The organism is Streptomyces sp. PCS3-D2, assembly GCF_000612545.2.
Classification (GTDB): domain Bacteria; phylum Actinomycetota; class Actinomycetes; order Streptomycetales; family Streptomycetaceae; genus Streptomyces.
Window position 1 is genome coordinate 6,755,337 of the sequence record NZ_CP097800.1, and the last position, 17,108, is coordinate 6,772,444.

The 17,108-nt window shown below is 70.3% G+C and carries 16 protein-coding genes and 2 pseudogenes; 10 read left to right on the forward strand and 8 right to left on the reverse strand.

Features of this window, described 5'->3' with window-relative positions; all coding sequences use genetic code 11:
- Positions 1 to 75 precede the first annotated feature (75 nt).
- Positions 76 to 1,212, forward strand: a complete 1,137-nt coding sequence (locus AW27_RS30280; protein ID WP_037921616.1) for a barstar family protein — start codon at positions 76 to 78, stop codon at positions 1,210 to 1,212.
- Positions 1,213 to 1,503: 291 nt separating this feature from the next.
- Here AW27_RS30280 and AW27_RS30285 read toward each other — a convergent pair whose 3' ends face one another.
- From AW27_RS30285 to AW27_RS30300, 4 genes are all read right to left on the reverse strand, one after another.
- Positions 1,504 to 2,154, reverse strand: coding sequence for a hypothetical protein (locus AW27_RS30285; protein ID WP_037921618.1), 651 nt, complete (start codon positions 2,152 to 2,154; stop codon positions 1,504 to 1,506).
- A 1,241-nt stretch (positions 2,155 to 3,395) separates the two neighbouring features.
- A complete protein-coding gene (locus AW27_RS30290) occupies positions 3,396 to 4,115 on the reverse strand; it encodes an SGNH/GDSL hydrolase family protein (protein WP_037921621.1) in 720 nt (239 codons plus the stop codon).
- Complete coding sequence (locus AW27_RS30295; RefSeq protein ID WP_037921623.1) at positions 4,112 to 4,579, reverse strand: cupin domain-containing protein; 468 nt, start codon at positions 4,577 to 4,579, stop codon at positions 4,112 to 4,114. The genes AW27_RS30290 and AW27_RS30295 overlap by 4 nt, the downstream gene beginning before the upstream one ends.
- 82 nt (positions 4,580 to 4,661) lie before the next feature.
- Positions 4,662 to 5,498: an AraC family transcriptional regulator gene (locus AW27_RS30300; RefSeq protein WP_037921625.1), complete on the reverse strand. Its 837-nt coding sequence runs from the start codon at positions 5,496 to 5,498 to the stop codon at positions 4,662 to 4,664.
- Positions 5,499 to 5,950: 452 nt separating this feature from the next.
- On the opposite strand from AW27_RS30300, the gene AW27_RS30305 reads away from it, so the two are divergent.
- The 9 genes from AW27_RS30305 to AW27_RS30345 all read left to right on the forward strand — a co-directional run bounded on the left by AW27_RS30305 (position 5,951) and on the right by AW27_RS30345 (position 14,101).
- Positions 5,951 to 6,358, forward strand: a complete 408-nt coding sequence (locus AW27_RS30305; RefSeq protein ID WP_172671328.1) for a hypothetical protein — start codon at positions 5,951 to 5,953, stop codon at positions 6,356 to 6,358.
- The gene (locus AW27_RS30310; protein WP_052030530.1) at positions 6,273 to 6,740 is read left to right on the forward strand and encodes a hypothetical protein; all 468 of its coding nucleotides are present in this window, start codon (positions 6,273 to 6,275) and stop codon (positions 6,738 to 6,740) included. Before AW27_RS30305 ends, AW27_RS30310 begins: the two co-directional genes overlap by 86 nt.
- 100 nt (positions 6,741 to 6,840) lie before the next feature.
- A complete protein-coding gene (locus AW27_RS30315) occupies positions 6,841 to 7,200 on the forward strand; it encodes a hypothetical protein (RefSeq protein WP_052030532.1) in 360 nt (119 codons plus the stop codon).
- 348 nt (positions 7,201 to 7,548) lie between these two features.
- Positions 7,549 to 7,908: a LuxR C-terminal-related transcriptional regulator gene (locus AW27_RS30320; protein WP_052030534.1), complete on the forward strand. Its 360-nt coding sequence runs from the start codon at positions 7,549 to 7,551 to the stop codon at positions 7,906 to 7,908.
- A gap of 1,354 nt (positions 7,909 to 9,262) precedes the next feature.
- Positions 9,263 to 9,919, forward strand: coding sequence for a response regulator (locus AW27_RS30325; protein ID WP_037921628.1), 657 nt, complete (start codon positions 9,263 to 9,265; stop codon positions 9,917 to 9,919).
- An 80-nt stretch (positions 9,920 to 9,999) separates the two neighbouring features.
- Positions 10,000 to 11,139, forward strand: a complete 1,140-nt coding sequence (locus AW27_RS30330) for a sensor histidine kinase (protein ID WP_106967587.1) — start codon at positions 10,000 to 10,002, stop codon at positions 11,137 to 11,139.
- Between the two features lie 413 nt (positions 11,140 to 11,552).
- Positions 11,553 to 12,380, forward strand: a complete 828-nt coding sequence (locus AW27_RS30335; RefSeq protein ID WP_052030537.1) for a hypothetical protein — start codon at positions 11,553 to 11,555, stop codon at positions 12,378 to 12,380.
- A 2-nt stretch (positions 12,381 to 12,382) separates the two neighbouring features.
- The gene (locus tag AW27_RS30340) at positions 12,383 to 12,634 is read left to right on the forward strand and encodes a hypothetical protein (protein WP_037921633.1); all 252 of its coding nucleotides are present in this window, start codon (positions 12,383 to 12,385) and stop codon (positions 12,632 to 12,634) included.
- A gap of 402 nt (positions 12,635 to 13,036) precedes the next feature.
- On the forward strand, positions 13,037 to 14,101 hold the full coding sequence (locus AW27_RS30345) for a ligand-gated ion channel (RefSeq protein WP_037921635.1): 1,065 nt from the start codon (positions 13,037 to 13,039) through the stop codon (positions 14,099 to 14,101).
- A 134-nt stretch (positions 14,102 to 14,235) separates the two neighbouring features.
- On the opposite strand, the pseudogene AW27_RS30350 reads toward AW27_RS30345, so the two are convergent.
- The 4 genes and pseudogenes from AW27_RS30350 to exaC form a co-directional block, all read right to left on the reverse strand.
- A pseudogene (locus tag AW27_RS30350) lies at positions 14,236 to 14,532 on the reverse strand (CbrC family protein); the annotation flags it as partial.
- Positions 14,533 to 14,689: 157 nt separating this feature from the next.
- A complete protein-coding gene (locus tag AW27_RS30355) occupies positions 14,690 to 15,034 on the reverse strand; it encodes a hypothetical protein (RefSeq protein ID WP_037921638.1) in 345 nt (114 codons plus the stop codon).
- A gap of 52 nt (positions 15,035 to 15,086) precedes the next feature.
- Positions 15,087 to 15,329 (reverse strand): annotated as a pseudogene (locus AW27_RS34575) (helix-turn-helix domain-containing protein); the annotation flags it as partial.
- A 229-nt stretch (positions 15,330 to 15,558) separates the two neighbouring features.
- Entirely contained in the window at positions 15,559 to 17,082 is a 1,524-nt protein-coding gene (gene exaC, locus AW27_RS30360) for an acetaldehyde dehydrogenase ExaC (RefSeq protein ID WP_037921639.1), read from the reverse strand.
- Positions 17,083 to 17,108: the final 26 nt, after the last annotated feature.

The window sequence follows — 17,108 nt, forward strand, 5'->3', positions numbered from 1 at the left end:
GTGCGAGAGTAGCGCACGCGTTCGAGGGGTTGGGTGCAGGTCATAGATCACGCTCGGTGGGACCGGGGCTTCCCGGTGAAGTACCTCCTGGTCCAGGAGGACGAGGAGGGCGTGGAGCGGCTCTGGGGACGGTGTGCGGGTGTCGAAGGGCTGTTCGTCGACCCGGTCCCGCCGCCGCGGGAGACCCTCACCCTGCGCGGATGCAGCCCCGAAGGCCCCCTGAGCGAAATCCTGGCCGAACCCGGTGTGTCGTTCCGAGGGCTGGGCGACATGTGTGTCGAGGTCTGGGACGAGGAGGAGCCGGTCCAGTGGTGGACTCTCGTCGACGCGGTCGTGGTGGCGCATCAGCCGCATCCCGGTGATCCGGCGCGGTACGACGTCGTGATCGGTGCCGGCGTCAGAAACGAGGAGAGCTTCTTCGACGTGCCGGCCACCCCGCGCTTCGAGCTCCTCGCGGGAACGACGGTCGCCGCCGCGCGTGCGGGGCGGTGCTCCTCGGTGGACGGCCTTTTCGCGCCACGGGCGGACCCTGACCCCGTCCCGCTGGAGCTGATCGGCTGCGAGGCCACGGAACCCCTGCTCGTGGGGACTCAGCGGCCCCGCCGATGGGCAGGCGCCTGGGCCGATCTCCTGGTGCTGGACCGCCATGGTGCGGTGATGGCCTCGTGCTCCGTGGACCTGGCCGTCTCCGAAGCGCGCCCGTCCGTGCTCGGGTACGGGCTGGAGGACATCACGCTCACGGACGGGGGCACCGACCGCCCCTCGCCGGCGGCTCGCGGCATCTGGACGGAGTGGTACCAGGGCCCGCCCGCAGCGCCCAACGGATGGGCACCGTACGACGCGCAGGGCAGGACTGCCTGGCTGGAGCTGACCACCCGCGCCTGGCGGGGACGCGCGTCCGGACCGGACCGGACCGGAGGCGCGTACCACCTCGACGGCCGGTTCGTCACCGACGTCCCAGGGCTGCACTGCGCGATCGCCGAGGCACTGCTCGGACCCGGCCGCTACTTCGGCAGAGAGTGGAACGCCTTCAAGGACTGCTTGTCCGGCGGCTTCGGTGTAGCCCCTCCCTTCACCCTGACCTGGCACGAGTCGGACGTCGCACGCGACGCGCTGGCAGATGTCGTGGAGGACCCGGAAGGGCAGCTCTCGTACTTCGAGGAGACCGTCCAGCTCCTCGAACGGTGCGGCGTCACCGTCGTGCTCCGATAGCCCGCCGGCACCGGGGACGACTCGGGGACCGTGCCGCGGAGGCAGCAGCACTCGCTGCTTCGGGCACGAGAACGCCGGGAGGTCCGGGAACGGAAGCGACCATGGTCATCGGGGGCAAGGACAGGCCAGGGCTGACCGACACGATCGGGATCCGGTCCCGAGCACCGCCTGCGGATCCGGGCACCGCCGGAGCGCACCGGTGAACAGGTGAACCGCCCGATGCCGAGCGAAACCTCGCCGCCCGCTGCCGCTCTGGCCCGCGCCAGGGCGGCAGCGGCCGAGGCGCAGCCTCTAGCGAAGCCCCAGGAACTTCGCCGGAGCGAGCTCGAGAAGCCTCGATACGGCAAGGGCGATCTGGGGATCCTCGGGCCCTTCGGGGTCGCCGGCCAGGCTGCGGAAGGTGAGTTCCAGCGCCCGGGCTCCGTCGCGGACGAGGAGCGTGGTGATCCGACCCCGCTGCCCGACCGGGCCGGCGAGCATGGTGCGCATCAACGCCTCGTCACCCAAGCCGTCCTCCACCTTGAGCGGCTTCCGCGGGTCTCCGGCGGGATCCGTCACCTGGACGGGCAGTTCCTGGTCGCCGATGCTCATCGTCCACTCGTGGCACTGGGCGTACACCTGCCGCATGTCCGCGAACCAGGCCGCAGCGGCACTCCGGGTGCGCTCCGAGACGCCCACGTCGACGACGAGCGAGGAGTCGGCGTTCACGAACGAGGTTCTGACCTCCCTCGCCGCCTTGTCGCCGAACGCCTTGTTCAGCAGGGCCGTGAGTTCCGGCGTCGCTCCCGTCATCGGCGGCGGGTCCTCGTCCGACGAGGGTGCCGCCAACTCGGCGAAGCCCTCCAGGCCGGCGCCGGACAGCTCCGCCGATCCGATCAGCAGAGACTCCAGCTCCCCGGCCCCCGAGGCCGGCGACGGATACGAACCACCCTGTGCGCTCACGAAGTTGCCCTTCAGATCCCGAATGCTGCGTGACGGCCATCACCCTAGATGATCTTCTGCAGCAGGACCTCCGATTACCGCGGGAGCCGCCCTTCGCCGCCTGGCCCGGAAGGCGGTCCCGCCAGATCCCAGGAGGTGGCCAGCATGATCCCATCAGGTACCGCTCCGGGCACCGACCAGGACGCCACCACGCTCCTGCCCGCGACGCTCCCGCAGAACCGCCACCACATCGGCGTCCCTGGGATAGTCGACGGATGGATCGAACGCCCCCGCACAGCGACAGGGTGTCCCTGTCCCAGGAAGAGCATGACGCTGTGTACGCCGCGGTATCTGCTGGTGCTGGCCACTGGGCCGGCGGACAGCCATGCACGCTCAACTCACTGCTCGCGCAGTGGAGCGATGTTGTGACAGAGCTGGAAGAGGGCTATTCGTGGTGCGCGCCAGAGCTCGACAACGACATCTGGTGTCGGAGTGCGCTGGCGTGTCTGGCCCCTGTTGCCCCCACGCATCCAATTCATCCAGCAACCAGTGCTGCATGAACTCGACGAGCGATTCCGTGCGGCAACGATCCAGTGGCCCGACCGGGATGCGGAGGATGGCCAGTGGTGGAAGTGGCGCATCCCTCGACTGCTTGAGACTGAAGTTGGAGACCGGCGAGAACGAGGTTGGCCTTCGGGTTGGGCGATGATGCCGTTCCTTAAACCGGATGGAGTGCAAGTGATCGACTGAGGACCAAACTGAGGCTTACCCAAGGCCGCGTGAATTGCTTTTCCGCAGTTCAGGCAAGGGGTGCCGCTTCCTGCATGATTGCTGGGTAGCGTTCTGTGCGGGCTCCCTTGAGTATTCCTTTCTCGGTCCAGCGCGCGATTTATCGGTGGGCGGCAACGAGGGTGACGTAGCAGAGGAGTGCGGCGATCTCCCGTGAGTGCCGGAGCCCTGGCTTCGGACGAGCAGCACACGGTGTCTTACCGATCGGCACCGAGTTGCTGCCTGAAGCCATCGGCATCCAGCACGGGCAGTGCCTCCCGAACCGCCCGAGAAACGCTGCTCCTCGCATCGACAGAGCCACCGGCTCGCGGAATGGGGTCGCGGTCGGCGACAGCAGCCGTCACGAGGCCGTGACCCAGGTGCCCTCGCGGGGTCACGCAGCTGGACGAGGCGGATGGCGCAGGCGTTGACCGCCTGGATCGGATGCCACCTCCCCGGTGGATGGCATCCGACGGGCCGGGCGCCGGAACCAGCTACACGCTCTGGGTCAGCAGACCGGCGTCGATGACCTCGGCGATATGGGTGGCGCCGCGGCTGTTCTGGTGGATGTGGTCGGTCGTGAGCACGAGACCTCGCCGCCGCGAGATCGTGTCGAGGCTGCGGCGCAGCACCGCGTGCTGGACGAGGACGCCGACGACCGCTGCGGGCGTCACCTCCCGGTACGGGATCGGCGGCGGGTCCGCTTGGCGCAGTTCCTCGATCTGACGTTCGTGGAGCGGGAGGTAGGTCACCTCGTTGGTGGCGGCGACCTCGGCGATCATCCGGCTGTACGCCCGTGATGCCTGTGCCGCTGCTCCGTCGAGTTGTTGGCCGAGTACCGGTAGCGACAGCAGACCGATCGTCGCGTCGGTCTCCGCTCTCAGCCGCGCGACGACGGCTCCCAGGCACTGTTGGAACCAGCCGGCCGACGGGCGACAGGGGAGCTGTTTGCGCTTCATGGCCTGCTCGACGGGGTAGCCGGCGAGGCTCGCTCGGGCGTCGTTGGTCCCGATCAACACAGTGATCGCATCGGGTGGGTTCGTGACGACAGTGTCCAGGCGCTGCAAGAGGTTGTAGGCGAAGTCGCCGTTGACGCCGAAACGGGCAGGGTGCACGTCACCGGGAGGGTGGCGTCGTCGGAGAAGATTTAGGTAGTCGACGCTGAACTGCGCGCGGGTGAGGCTGTCGCCGAGGCATGCGATGCGTGTCGTCACGGCGCTTCCTCCGGGCTGGGCGCAACGTGTTCGGTCGGGCGGGTGTCGGTCCGAGGGCGGTGGTCGGTGCCGAGGCCCGCGGTGATGGACAGGATGGACGTCGGCCCCTCCATGTCGACCACGTGCCATACCCCGGCCGGGTTGATGGTGGCCTCGCCCGGCCCGAGTAGAACGCGGTCGGGCACCCCGTCCACGTCGCGGGTGACCGTCACTGATCCGCTGAGGCAGACGACCAGTTCGTCGCCTGCAGGGTGGCTCTCCCAGTGGTCGCCGAGCCCGTCGCCATCGAAGATCATCACCATCCTGCCCTCGGCGCCGTCTGCCGCGACCGCGGTGCTGTAAGCCTGGAGCACCTCCGGGTCCCAGGTGAAGCCCTCGACGGGTTTCGCTCTCGATCCCAGTCCGAGGTGCACGGGGGTGGTCCGCAGGTCCATGGCATTGCGTTCGTGGTTGACGAGTCTCATGCCGACGATCGTCCACGCCGGCGATCGGGCGGTCTTGAAGAAAAGGGAAGAGAAGCCGACGCGACGGGCAGACGGTTGGCGGCTACCCGGCTCCGAGGAGGACTTCGCCGCGACGCCAGGCCGTCGGCGATCGGCCCGTGAACTCGCGCCATTCCCGTATGAGATGGGCCTGGTCGGCGTAGCCGGAGACGGTTGCCACAGCGCCCCAGGGGAGCGGGTCCTGCGCCGTCGCCAGTTCGTGCGCGTGGTCGAAGCGCAAGACTCGGGCGAAGGTCTTCGGCGACAGGCCCACCTCGCCGCGAAACCGCTCGGTGAGGTACCGACGGCTCCAGCCGAGTTCCGCGGCGACCGCACCGACCTGGACGCAACCCCGCGCGGCGACGAGGAGGCGCCATGCCTCGGCTACCTCGGGGCGCGTCCAGCGCACCTGGTCGCCGCAGGCGCCACGGCCGACGGCTCGGAGGAGCAATTCGTCCAGTACGGTGAACCGCGCCGCCCATGTTGTCGCCGATCGGAGCCGGTCGACCAGCTCGACGGCAAGCGCTCCGAGAAGCTCGTCAAGTGGGAACAGTCGGTGGGCCAGTTCGGCGGCGGGCACGCCGTAGATGGCTCGGGCCCCGAGCGGTGTCAGCGATACCTGAACACCTTGTTGGCGTCCGTCGTGGTGAATCGCGACGGACCGGCACATCAGACCGCCGGCCACGCTGGCGAATCGGGTGACCGGTGACCCGTCGTCAACGCCCGCCGCCACCTCCAAAGGATCTGACAGGCTGATCACCGTAGTGAGCGCGCGGCTCGGCGGGCCGCAGTGCACCCCCGCCGGGAGCCCGCGGAGGTCGAAGCCGACATACCAGTCGACGTACTCCCGCAAGACGGGCGCCGGACGTGCGCCGATCCCGGTGGCCGTATGGTCCTCCATTCTCATCAGTGTACGAGCCGCCCAGCCCAGGAAGAGCACAGTCGAAGGACTGATCACCGCCGTTCGCGGCTGGTGACGTGGTTCTCGCCGGCACCCGTCATGCCGTCGTCGGGTGGGCCCCTCCGGCCCGGTGGCTTCGGAGCCGGTCCCGCTGTGCGGCCTGGCTGTCGGCCGCACAGCGACACTCGGTCAGGTCGGTCGGCGGAACGAGCCGCGGCTCCGGCCCGGCTCGGGGCGTCCTCCGGCTCCGGCGGTGCGGCGCCCTGGAGTCGGGCGGCTTCGGCGACGTCCTTGGCCTGGCACGGGCCGCACCCCGACTTGTCCCCGGCCCGTACGGCGGTCCGGTGCACGGTGATCTTCCCGTGGGAGGCTGCGGGCCAGACGTTCCAGCCGACCAGGTCGAGCGAGCGGTGGAGCGCGGACGTACGCCACGACGTCGGAGCAGGCCCAGCATGCTGGCGTTCGTCGCGAGGCGCCTGGAGGGCGAGCCGATGGCCCTGCTGCTCGCGGCACGGGAGGAGTCGGTACCAGCGCGTTTCGACCGCGACTTCCCCCATCTGGCGACCCGCCCCCTCGACGGGGCGGAGGCCGGCCTCGTGCTGGACGAGCAGCCGAACCCGCCGCGCGGCAAGGTCCGGGCCCAGATCATCGAACAGGCCGCCGGGAACCCGCTCGCCCTCATCGAACTCGCGCGGGCGTTCGCCAAGGGACCGGGCCTCCAGCGGCCCGGCGCGATCGAATCCCTCCCCCTCACCACCAGGCCGGCTCTCCGACGTGCTGCGCGCCGTCACGGGCCTGGACGACCCCGAAGTCTGGCGGCCGGCCGAGGAGGCCGCGCTCGTACGGGTCGAGAAGGGTGACGTCCGGCTGCGCCACCCGCTCATCCGCTTCGCGATCCACCAGGCCGCCTCCTTCGCCGACCGCCGTGAGGCCCACCTGGCACTCGCCGCCGCCGTCTCCGCCATGTACGCCGGGTACCCGCAGTGGGTGGGCGAGATCGCGGCCCGCGTGGGCACCCTGACGAACGACCCCGAACCCCTCGCCCAGGCATCCCTGTGCGGAGGCTGGTCGCTGTCCGTCACACTCCGCCATCAGGACGCCCTCGGATTCCTGCTGCCCGTGGCAGAATCCATGGCCACAAACTGCACCCGGGCTGGCGCTGGACGCGCTGGGAACGGCGGCCACCCCCGCCTACAACTCCGGCGACCCCCTCTACCGCACCGAACTCCAGCGCACCGGTGATCTGGTCCCGCTGCAGGCGGACCGGATCGACCGGCTGTGGGTTGAGGCGGTCGCCGCCGCCTTCAGGGACCGGGAGAAGGCGCTGCGACGCCTGCACGACGTGGTGGGCATCTCATGGGAAGGCCTGCCCGCGGATCCCACCACGCTCGGCGAACTCATCGTGCTCGGCGCCGTTGCGTGGATCCTTGACGAGACCGACCTGTCCATACGGCTCCTCGGCCGGGCCATGGACCACTTCCGCCCGGCCGCCACGGCCGGCACCAACTGCACGGTCACCCAGGCACTCGCCCTCGCCCAATTCGACAGCGGCGCATGGACGGCCGCTGGAGCCGCGGCCGAGGAGGCATTCTCCCTGGCCGCGGAAGCCGGCGCGGAGAACGTCGCTGTGGGCACCGATCCTCCAGGCCACGCTGCGTGCCATCCGAGGCGACCAGACCGGCGCGCGGGAGCGGGCCGCTGAGGCCGTACGCGGCATCGAACTGCGCACGTCCCGAGGTCTGTACGTCCGTCACTGCCAGGCCCTCGGCATGGCGGCGCTCGCGGAAGGCGACCACCAGGCGGCGTACGAGCACCTCCGTCGCGTCTTCACCCAGGATTCCCCTCCCATCCCCGTGCACCAACACGCCTCCCTACCACCTCGCCGACCTCACCGCGGCCGCCGTGCGCGTCGGCCAGGCGGATGACGCCCGTGCTGTGCTCCGAGCGGCTGAGGGCATCCTGGAATCGCCCCGCTCCAGCCGACTGAGCGCGATCGTGCACCGCGCCACGACTCTGCTGAGCCCGCCCGACGACGCCGGGCGGCACTTCCTTGTGGCACTCGCCGACCCCGAGGGCGCGCTGGCCTTTCGAACGTGCCATCACGCAGCTGGACTTCGTAGAATGGCTACGTCGCCGCCGACGGGCCGCGGAGGCGCGTCCCCTGCTCGCTGCCGCTCTGGAAGTCTTCGAGCTGCTCGACGCCCGCCCGTGGATCGAGCGCGCCACCGCCGAACTCCGCGCAGCGGGTGTCACCGTGGCGGACTCCACCGCCCCGGAGGGAGTGATGAACCGGGACATCGGCGCCCGGCTCTACCTATCCCCTCGCGCCATCGGCTTCCACCTGCACAAGATCTTCCCGAGGCTCGGCATCACAGGGCGCGCCCAGTTGCGGGACGCCCTCGGCCGCTGAAGCGCCTGAGGTGAGCACGGCCGCGGCAGAACCCCGACGCCGAAGACGCTCAGAAGAACCCGAGCTTCTTCGGCGAGTAGCTGACCAGCAGGTTCTTGGTCCACTGGTAGTGCTCCAACACCATCTTGTGGGTCTCTCGGCCGATGCCTGACTGCTTCGTTCCGCCGAAAGCGGCGTGTACGGAGTTTGATGAAACTCCGTGAAAGCGGAGGGCGGCTGACCAGGCATGATGACGGATACGGAGTGGCTTCGGTACTGGCTGCAACGGTCTCCGGGCCTTTCGGTGGAGACGCTGGAGCGGCCTATGGAGCACCTGACTGAGGGGGAGGACGACTGACTGCCGGGTCTGCGCCGAGATGGTCGATCATGGCTTCGACGATGCACCCTTCCTGCTCGACTGGGTAGCCGCGGGTCGGGCAGCCGTTGGCGAGCGGCATGGCCGGACTCGCCGGCATGGTGCGGAGATCCGCCCAAACCGGGCTGTCGGGGGCCGGCGTACCGGGTGGGGTGGTCAGGGAGGTGAGGGTGGCGTCGACGAGGCGGCCGACCAGGGCGGGGCCGGTGGCTTCCTGTCGGGAGGTACCGGTGGTGTAGCGGTTCGGGTGCTGGGCGACGGTGTCGGTGTGCCGTGGTGTTCGCCGGGGTGCTGCATGCGGGCGGCGAGCAGCGGCCACGGGCGTGGGCCGATCAGGAGTCCGGCTTCGCGCTCCGGCAGCACCTGTTTGATCATCGCGACCGTCTTGGAGTTGACGGCCGGTTGCACCCTGAGCTGTTTCGGTGCGCGGGGCCGGTTGCCGAGGTCGAGGTCGCGGGTAACGGTCAGGCCCTCGGTCAGCGGGCCCCATGCCCGCTTCGCATCCGAACTCGCGGGCACGGGCGCGGGGGCGGGTGCCGGAGCGGGGACCGGGCGGGCGAGGCCCACGGGGCGCCGTCCGCGCCCAGGCGTTCGGCCGGCACGTCCCTCGCGGCGCCGACTGCGGCCCCGGGAGCAGAAGCGGGCGCTGCGGGGGCGGGGATCGGTCGGGTGGGTGGTGCCCACGGGGCGTCGGCCGGCACCCGGGCGCCGGCTGCGGGAGCGGGGGCCGAAGCGGCGGCCGCGAAGCTGTCACCCCACCTGACGCCTGGGATGGGAGCCGTTCCGCGAGCGGCCTCGGCCTGCGCGAGCTACCGCCGTACCGTCCGCTCCGCCTGACCGGGGTGCATCGTCCGGCCCCGGCGGACCGGATCTGGCGGGAGTCGCCCGACCCAGGCAACCGGAATGTTTGAATCCGCATCTTGTTGGTGGTCCGGGCTGCCGGACGTCCGCGGCATGGTGCTGCGGCGAACCGAGACAGAAGTGAACGAGGGGGCTGGTGTGATCCGGGTACTGGTGGTGGACGACGAGGCGCTGGTGCGTTCGGGGCTGAGCATGATCCTGAACGCTGCCGACGGCATCGAGGCGGTCGGGGCGACCGACGGCCAGGGTGCCCTCCAGGCCGTGGCCGATCGTGCCCCAGACCTTGTCCTGCTCGACGTCCGGATGCCCGGTGTCGACGGACTGACGGTGCTGCGGTCCCTGATGGCGCGGCCGTCTCCGCCCGTGGTCGCGATGCTCACGACGTTCGAGGCGGACGAGTACGTCGCCGCCGCACTGCGCGCCGGCGCCCGCGGCTACCTGGTCAAGGACACCGACCCCGAGGTCCTGCCGGCTCTGGTGCGGCGCCTGGTGGCGGGCGGTGTCGTGCTCGCGCCCCGTGTCGCCTCGCACGTCGTGGCCGGCTACCTGCGTCACCAGGCGGGCCTCGGCGTCGCGGCGCAGACCCTGGAGCGGCTGAGCAGCCGTGAGCGGGAGGTCCTTGTCCTGCTCGCCGAGGGCCTGTCCAACGCCGACATAGGGCGCCGGCTGCACCTGAGCCTGGGAACCGTCAAGGAGCACGTGGGGGCGCTGCTGGCCAAGCTCGGCGTTCACAACCGTGTCCAGGCCGCGCTGTGGGCGCAGCGTGCCGGGCTGCTCGACAGGGTCGGCGTATGAGTGCGGGTGCGGCCGAGGCCTTGGGCAGCGGTGATCTCAAGGGGGCCGGGATGGGAGTGGGGCGGGCGGTGCGGCGGGCTTTGACTCCGAGAGCCGTCGACTGGCTGCTGACGCTGTCGGCTCTGGTCGATGTCTGCGGGTATCTGGCGGAGCTGCCGCGCATCGCTGCGGTTCCCCCGGTGGCAGGTGCCTTTCTGCTGCTGGCCCGGCGCCGGCTGCCGCTGGCGGTCTTCGCCGTCGCACTCGTACTCGTGGTGTACGGGCAGTGCGGCATGATGGCGCTGGGTGCCTTGTTCACGCTGGCCGAGCAGAACCGTGACCGTCGTCTCCTCGCCGCCGGGGCGGTGGCCTTCGCTGCTTGCACGATCATGCCCCAGGCTTTCTTCGGCGCCGCGAGACCGTTGTGGTGGGACACGGCGACGGCGGCCTCGATGGCCGGCTGCTGCCTGGCCCTCTCCTCCGCGGCGGTGTTCCTGGGCCGGCTGATCGTCGCGCGCCGCGAGCTCGCGGACCGGATCCGCGACCTGCGCCGAGCCCAGGAACACGAGCGGGAACTCCATGCCGAGACGGTGCTGGCCCGCGAACGGGCGCACCTCGCCCGCGAGATGCACGACGTGGTCTCTCACCAGGTCAGCCTGATCGCCGTCCGCGCCGGTGCCCTCCAGGTCACCGCCGACAGCCCCGACACCAGGCAGGCCGCGCGCGTCATCCGGGGGCTGAGCGCGGCAACCCTGGACGAGCTGCGCCACATGGTGTCCGTGCTCCGGGCTTCCGAGGCCCCTGTCGGCGGGCTGACGCCGCAGCCGACCCTGGAGCGGCTGCACGAACTGCTCGCGGTCGACGACCTGGACGTGAGCCTGGCCGGTGAGATCCCCGGCGGTGTCGACGGTGCCGTGCAGCGGGCCGTACACCGCACCGTGCAGGAAGCACTGACCAACGTCCGCAAACACGCAGCCGGGGCCGCTGTCGTGGTCGGGATCCGCGAGGAGGGCGGCTGGGTGGAGGTCACCGTGACCAATACCGCGCCCTCCGCACCCGCACTGCTGCTGCCCGGCTCCCGGCAGGGTCTGACCGGGTTGCGTGAGCGCGCAGAGCTCCTCGGCGGCCGGCTCACCCACGGCCCCACCCCCGGAGGCGGCTACCGCCTCCACGCCCGCTTCCCGTCCGACGGACCCCAGCGGAACCGGGTGACGGACGCCCTCGACACCCCTCGGCGGTGAGCGGCCCGTCTGCCGACAGGCTCGGTATGGCCCCGGCCCGCGTGGCGCGCAGCGGACTCAGCCGCTCCTGTGGGGCCAGGAAGCGGCAGGAGGTCTTCTCGGGGACCGGCCTTGACTGTGCGGCAGACCGGCCAGGCAGTGGCCGTCCCATCCGGTCGTGGCCCGTCGCAGGTCATCCGGTCGAGTCCCGTACACCGCCTGCGTTCACCCGCAGCCGGACCAGCGCACGCGCCTGTGGGCCGGTCGCCTACCAGCCGGACGGACAGGGCGCGGCAGCCGGTCGGAGGGTGGTCGCGCGGCCGTGGGCGGCGCAGAGTTCTCGGCAGCGGTTGACACCGCGATCACCAGGAGCGGTAAGACGCGGCCCCGCGGGGGCTGCTGCCGTTCCCCAGCACGTGTACATGGAGAACCTCTTGAACAGCGTTGCCTTCCGCATATCCGCGGCTTCCCTGATCGTTTCGACCGCGGTTCTCGCGGGCTCCGCCCCGGCTGCCTTCGCCACTACCCGACAGGCCCCCGTGCAGACCGCCGGACAGACCGCGGACGCCGTGGAGAAGGTGACCGGCACCCAGGACATCACCGAGGCCGCCCCCAGCACGGTCCCCGCCACGGCGACGGGCAAGGTGGTGGCGCGGGCGGACGACGGCAGCACCATCGGCATCCGGCTTCCCGCGACCCGGGCGAGCGACGCCGTCACTTCCCCCCACGGCACAGTCGTCTACCCGAACAGTGCCGCCGCCACCAGTCTCGCGGTCCAGCCCATCAGCGACGGCGGGATCCGTGCCCTGATCGTCATCAACGACGCCTCAGCCCCCACCGAGTACCGCTTCGGCCTCGACCTCCCCACCGACGCCGAGGTCATCGCCCTTGACGACGGCAGCGCCGCCGTCGTCAAGGGCGATGACATGCTGGGCGTGTTCGCCGCTCCCTGGGCCCAGGACGCCAACGGCCGTCCCGTCGCCACCAGCTACCGCCTGGAGCAGGGTTCCCTGGTCCAGACCGTCGCCTTCGATGCCGACACGGCCTTCCCCGTCGTGGCCGACCCGACCTGGGAAGGCCTGAAGAAGCGCGCCAAGGCAGCCCTGAAGAACTCGAACACATCCACGGTCACCGGGGCGGCGGCGGGCTGCATCGCCGGCGCGATCACCGCGGCCGGCGCCGGCTGCGGCCCGGGCGCAGCAGCCGGCGCGGTGGGCGGGTTCGCCAAGGGCGCCATAGAAGGCTTCATCCGGGGCCACTGACCATGAACAACTCCCACACGGACACACCCCCTCCCCGACCCCCGCGGTTCGGCTACGAGAGGTCGTTCTGGGCCCTGATCACCGCCGGACTGCTCACAGGATGGCTGCTGCGCTGGGCATGCGCCCCGGCCCTGCCGAGCGGGGGCTGGGCGGACCTGACGGCAAGCCTGATGTGCATGGCCGCGGGAGGAACCGCCGCCGGGGGCATCGCACGATGGCGGCACCGACGGCACGGCACGGGCCCGCACCGGTAGACCAGTACGCACCCGGAGGAGAAATCTCCTCGATGCTGCCGTGCCGGCGAACCCCACCGCCCATGCACGGCAGCATCCCCAGCCGCGTCACTGCCAACGCAGTCTGCCCACACACGAGGGCCGAGTGGCCTCCAGCCGTCGGCACACGAGCCGCACAGGTGCAGTCGGCAGGGCCGGCGGCTGCCACAGATCACGCCGGGACAGCCGACGGAAGCCCTGGGTCCCGCTGAAGGCGGTGCCGACGGCGCCGTCAGTCGTCGCCCTTGCCTCCGATTCCGGCCAGGGTGCTCTACACCGAAGCAGTCTCACCCGTAGGGGTACATCAGGGCGTGGGCCCGGTTCGCCGGTCTCGGCCCGGGTCAGGCTCCCTGTCATATGGATGCGGAGCGTGAGGCTGGGCGATTGGCCCGGACGGTGCGGGGCTGGTCCCCATTCGCCGTCGTGGCCGTCGTCATCACCGTGGCCTTCGTGTGCGCGCTGTGGTCGCCCGCCGGCAGTGGCGGGCGTTCCGCCACGCACGCCCCGGCGCCGGCGGCGGCCGTGCCCGCCTGCGATGTCGGCGCGTACGTTGCGGATCTGTACGACCTGGATCCCGCGAAGCATTCCTTCTCCGCACGGGTGTACCTGTGGTCCGTCTGCCCGGACCGCAAGCTCGATCCGCTGCCCACGGCGGCCTTCACCAACGCCAACGATCCGGAGAGGGACACTCCCGTCCTGACCTCCGAAGCAGGCAGGTTCCGCGACCTGATACTGCTCCAGGGAACCTTCCGGCAGGACTGGGACGTCCGCGCCTTTCCCTTCGACCGGCAGCGGATCGAGGTACTGGTCACCGCCGCGGCGCAAAGCCGCGCCCTGCGAATGGTGCCGGACAACGCCAACTCGTCCTACAACAAGAACATCCGCCCGGCCGGATGGCGCATCACCGGCTTCCGACTCACCCCCGCCCAGCATGTCTTCTCCACCAACTTCGGAGACACCACCCTGCCGCGGGGCACCACCAGCACCTACAGCAGGATCCGCGTACAAGTCGACGTGGCGCGGAACGACCCCACGATCTTCTGGAAACTCACAGGCCCGCTGTACCTGATGGTGCTCGTGGTCACCGCCACCTTCCTCCTGCCGGCGCACGCAGAGGAACTGGGCATGGGAGAACGGCTGGACACGCTCCAAAGCCGGCTGGCCATGCTCGGCGGCGGGCTGTTCGTGGTCATGTTGAACATGCAGCAGGTCAACACAGTGATCACCAGCACTGTGGGCCTCACCCTCATCGACTGGCTCCACCTCCTCACCCTCGGCTTCGTCCTCCTGGCGGTCGTCGCCACCGTCGTCTCCTGGCGCTGGACGGTGCACGGCGGCAGCCCCGCCCGGGCAGAGCAATGGCACCGCACGGCCGCCCTGGCCGGCCTCATCGGGTACACGGCCATCGCCGCGGCAATGGTGTGGAGCTTCGCAGCGCAGGCGGGATAGAGCGGCTGGCAGGGCCTCGACCGGTGCCGCGCCGCCGACACGCCACAGGCCGTGCGACGCGGCGAAGTTCGCTCCAAAGCTTTCTTGGGTGCGGTTCCTTTGAAGGTAAGGGCTTGTGCTGAGCTGGGCCGTGGCTATGAAGCGTCGGCGTAGGCGAGGTGAGTGCCGCAGATGGTGCAGCGGAAGAGCATGGAGCTTGCCCCCTGGCCGAGGTGGGTCAGGAAGGTCTCGAGCTGGGATGCGTCGTGACAGCCGCCCATTCGGAGGTCGAGTCGGAGCTGGTCAAGTGCCTCGGGGTGAGCTGCCAGCCCGGTGTATCCGACCTCGCCGATGAAGGCGGCCGCGTCGTTGCAGCGGACAAGCCAGTGCGGATCCTGCCAGGCGTGGAAGCCGGGAGTGCGGCGGGTGACCTGCACCAGGGTTTCCTCGCTGACGCCGTCGAGTGGGCAGGACTTCCCGCATGGGGCAGTCCCTCACTGCGCTGCGGGCGGCCTTGGGGCTGTCCCAGCCCCGGTATGCGCGTCTGGTCGCCCGGGAGCCGGGCCCCGTGAGTGGGAATGGGGGCCCGGCTTCTTGCAGAGTGTGGTGTCAGCTGAAGACGACCGAGCGCAGCCGCAGTCGGTTGCCGACTACCTGACCCGGGCGCATCGTGAAGAAGACGTCGCCGTCGCAGTTCGCGTCGAGGAAGGCGGTGGCGGTGGCGTCTGTGAAGTTGCGGGGGGCGAAGGCGGGCGGGGAGGAGTCTCCCGTCTCGGGGATGTTGATGCACTGGCCGCTGTCCGGTTCGACGAGGGCACCTCGCAGGTTCACGCCGTTGGTGCCGACGTAGCTGTACAGGAATTCGCCGCTGGCAGCCGAGGCGGGCGACGTCGGCAGGGCCGCGGAGAGCATGAGGGCGCCGAGAGCGGCGGCCACAGTGTTGCGCAGGCGCATGGCCTGGTCCTCTCTGAGGGAAGGAAAGTGCTGTCGGCTTGTCTTCCCTTGGCGGGGTCTGACGGTTGCGATCCCGCGAGCAGGAACGTTTCTTGTCGCCCGTTCGGACCGCCGCAGCCCCGGCATCCCGCCACAGCGGGTGCCACTGGTAGACCGACTTCAGGCTTACCCTCGGCTGCCGGGCGACCTCCGACGCCTTCACCTTCTGCTCGAAAAGCTCAGCCGCCTGCATCCGTACCGATTCACGACGCCGACGCCCCGCAGCGGTCAGCCCGCCCCCATCCGCGTACCTCACCCGACCTGGGATACAGCCACAGCTCCCGGCCTGACAGCAACCTCACGAAGATTCACCCCGACGAGCCGAAGTCAGTAGTTGAATCCGCTCTGGCGCCTCATCGCCCCTCGGCGGTGCGACCACTGCTGCCTCGGCCCCCGTCCCCGGCCCCATGCCGCTCCTGATCGTCGTCGCAGTCCTGGCCGGAGTCGTCCCAGGTCCAGGGATTCCAAGGTGCCGTTTCGTGCTCCTAAAAGAAGCCGAGCTTCTTCGGCGAGTAGCTGACCAGCAGGTTCTTGGTCCACTGGTAGTGCTCCAGCATCATCTTGTGAGTCTCGCGACCTATGCCCGACTGCTTCGTTCCTCCGAAAGCAGCATGCGCCGGGTAGGCGTGGTAGCAGTTCGTCCAGACGCGCCCCGCCTGGATCGCGCGACCCGCCCGGTAGGCCGTGTTGACGTCCCGAGTCCAGACACCCGCCCCCAGGCCGTACGCCGTGTCGTTCGCGATGCGCACGGCGTCGTCGAAGTCCTCGAAGGCGGTCACCGACACCACCGGCCCGAAGATCTCCTCCTGGAAGATCCGCATGCGGTTGTCGCCCTCGAAGACGGTCGGCTGGACGTAGAATCCGCCGGCCAGGTCGCCTCCGTGGTCGATACGGGCGCCCCCGGTCAGGATCTTCGCGCCCTCCTGCCGGCCGATCTCCACGTACGACAGGACCTTCTTCAACTGCTCCTCCGACGCCTGGGCGCCGATCATCGTGTCGGTGTCCAACGGATGCCCGGGAACGATCAGTTCGGTGCGTGCGACGGCCGCGTCGAGGAAGTCCCCGTACCGGCCCCGCTCGATCAGGGCGCGGGAGGGGTTCGTGCACACCTCGCCCTGGTTGAGCGCGAACATGGTGAAGCCCTCCAGGGCCTTGTCGCGCAGGTCGTCGTCCTGCGACCAGATGTCGTCGAAGAACAGGTTCGGGCTCTTGCCGCCGAGTTCGAGGGTCACCGGCTTCAGATGCTCCGCCGCGTATTGCATGATCAGCCGGCCCGTGGCCGTCTCCCCGGTGAAGGCGATCTTCGCCACGCGCGGGCTGGAGGCGAGCGGCTTGCCGGCCTCCTCCCCGAAGCCGTTGACGATGTTCACCACCCCCGGCGGCATCAGGTCCGCGACCAGGCCAAGCCAGTAGTGGACGGATGCCGGGGTCTGTTCGGCCGGCTTGAGGACCACGGTGTTGCCCGCCGCCAGCGCCGGTGCCAGCTTCCACACAGCCATCAGGATCGGGAAGTTCCACGGGATGATCTGCCCCACCACGCCCAGCGGTTCGTGGAAGTGGTAGGCGACCGTATCCTCGTCGATCTGGCTGAGCGCGCCCTCCTGCGCCCGCAGCGCGCCCGCGAAGTAGCGGAACTGGTCGATGGCCAAGGGAAGGTCGGCCGCCAGGGTCTCGCGCACCGGCTTGCCGTTCTCCCAGGTCTCCGCGACCGCGAGGGCCTCCAGGTTCTGCTCCATCCGGTCCGCGATGCGCAGCAGGATCGAGGACCGGTCGGCGGCCGAGGTCCGGGCCCAGGCCGGGGCCGCCGCGTGTGCCGCGTCCAGCGCCCGCTCGACGTCCTCGGCGGTGCCCCGGGCGACCTCGGTGAAGGTCTGGCCGTTGACCGGGGAGGGGTTCGCGAAGTACCGCCCGCCGGCGGGGGCGACGTACGCGCCGCCGATGAAGTGGTCGTAGCGGGACGCGTACGACATGAGCGCCCCCTCGGTGCCGGGCGCAGCGTAACGGGCCATGGTGTCCTCCTCCTGCCGGGCGCCGG

Excerpts from the sequence above, each read along its gene's own strand:
- AW27_RS30295 (WP_037921623.1), bottom strand. The coding sequence starts at position 4,579 with ATGAGACTCGTCAACCACGAACGCAATGCCATGGACCTGCGGACCACC.
- AW27_RS30300 (WP_037921625.1), bottom strand. The coding sequence starts at position 5,498 with ATGGAGGACCATACGGCCACCGGGATCGGCGCACGTCCGGCGCCCGTC.
- AW27_RS30305 (WP_172671328.1), top strand. The coding sequence starts at position 5,951 with ATGCTGGCGTTCGTCGCGAGGCGCCTGGAGGGCGAGCCGATGGCCCTG.
- AW27_RS30340 (WP_037921633.1), top strand. The coding sequence starts at position 12,383 with ATGAACAACTCCCACACGGACACACCCCCTCCCCGACCCCCGCGGTTC.
- AW27_RS30355 (WP_037921638.1), bottom strand. The coding sequence starts at position 15,034 with ATGCGCCTGCGCAACACTGTGGCCGCCGCTCTCGGCGCCCTCATGCTC.
- exaC (WP_037921639.1), bottom strand. The coding sequence starts at position 17,082 with ATGGCCCGTTACGCTGCGCCCGGCACCGAGGGGGCGCTCATGTCGTAC.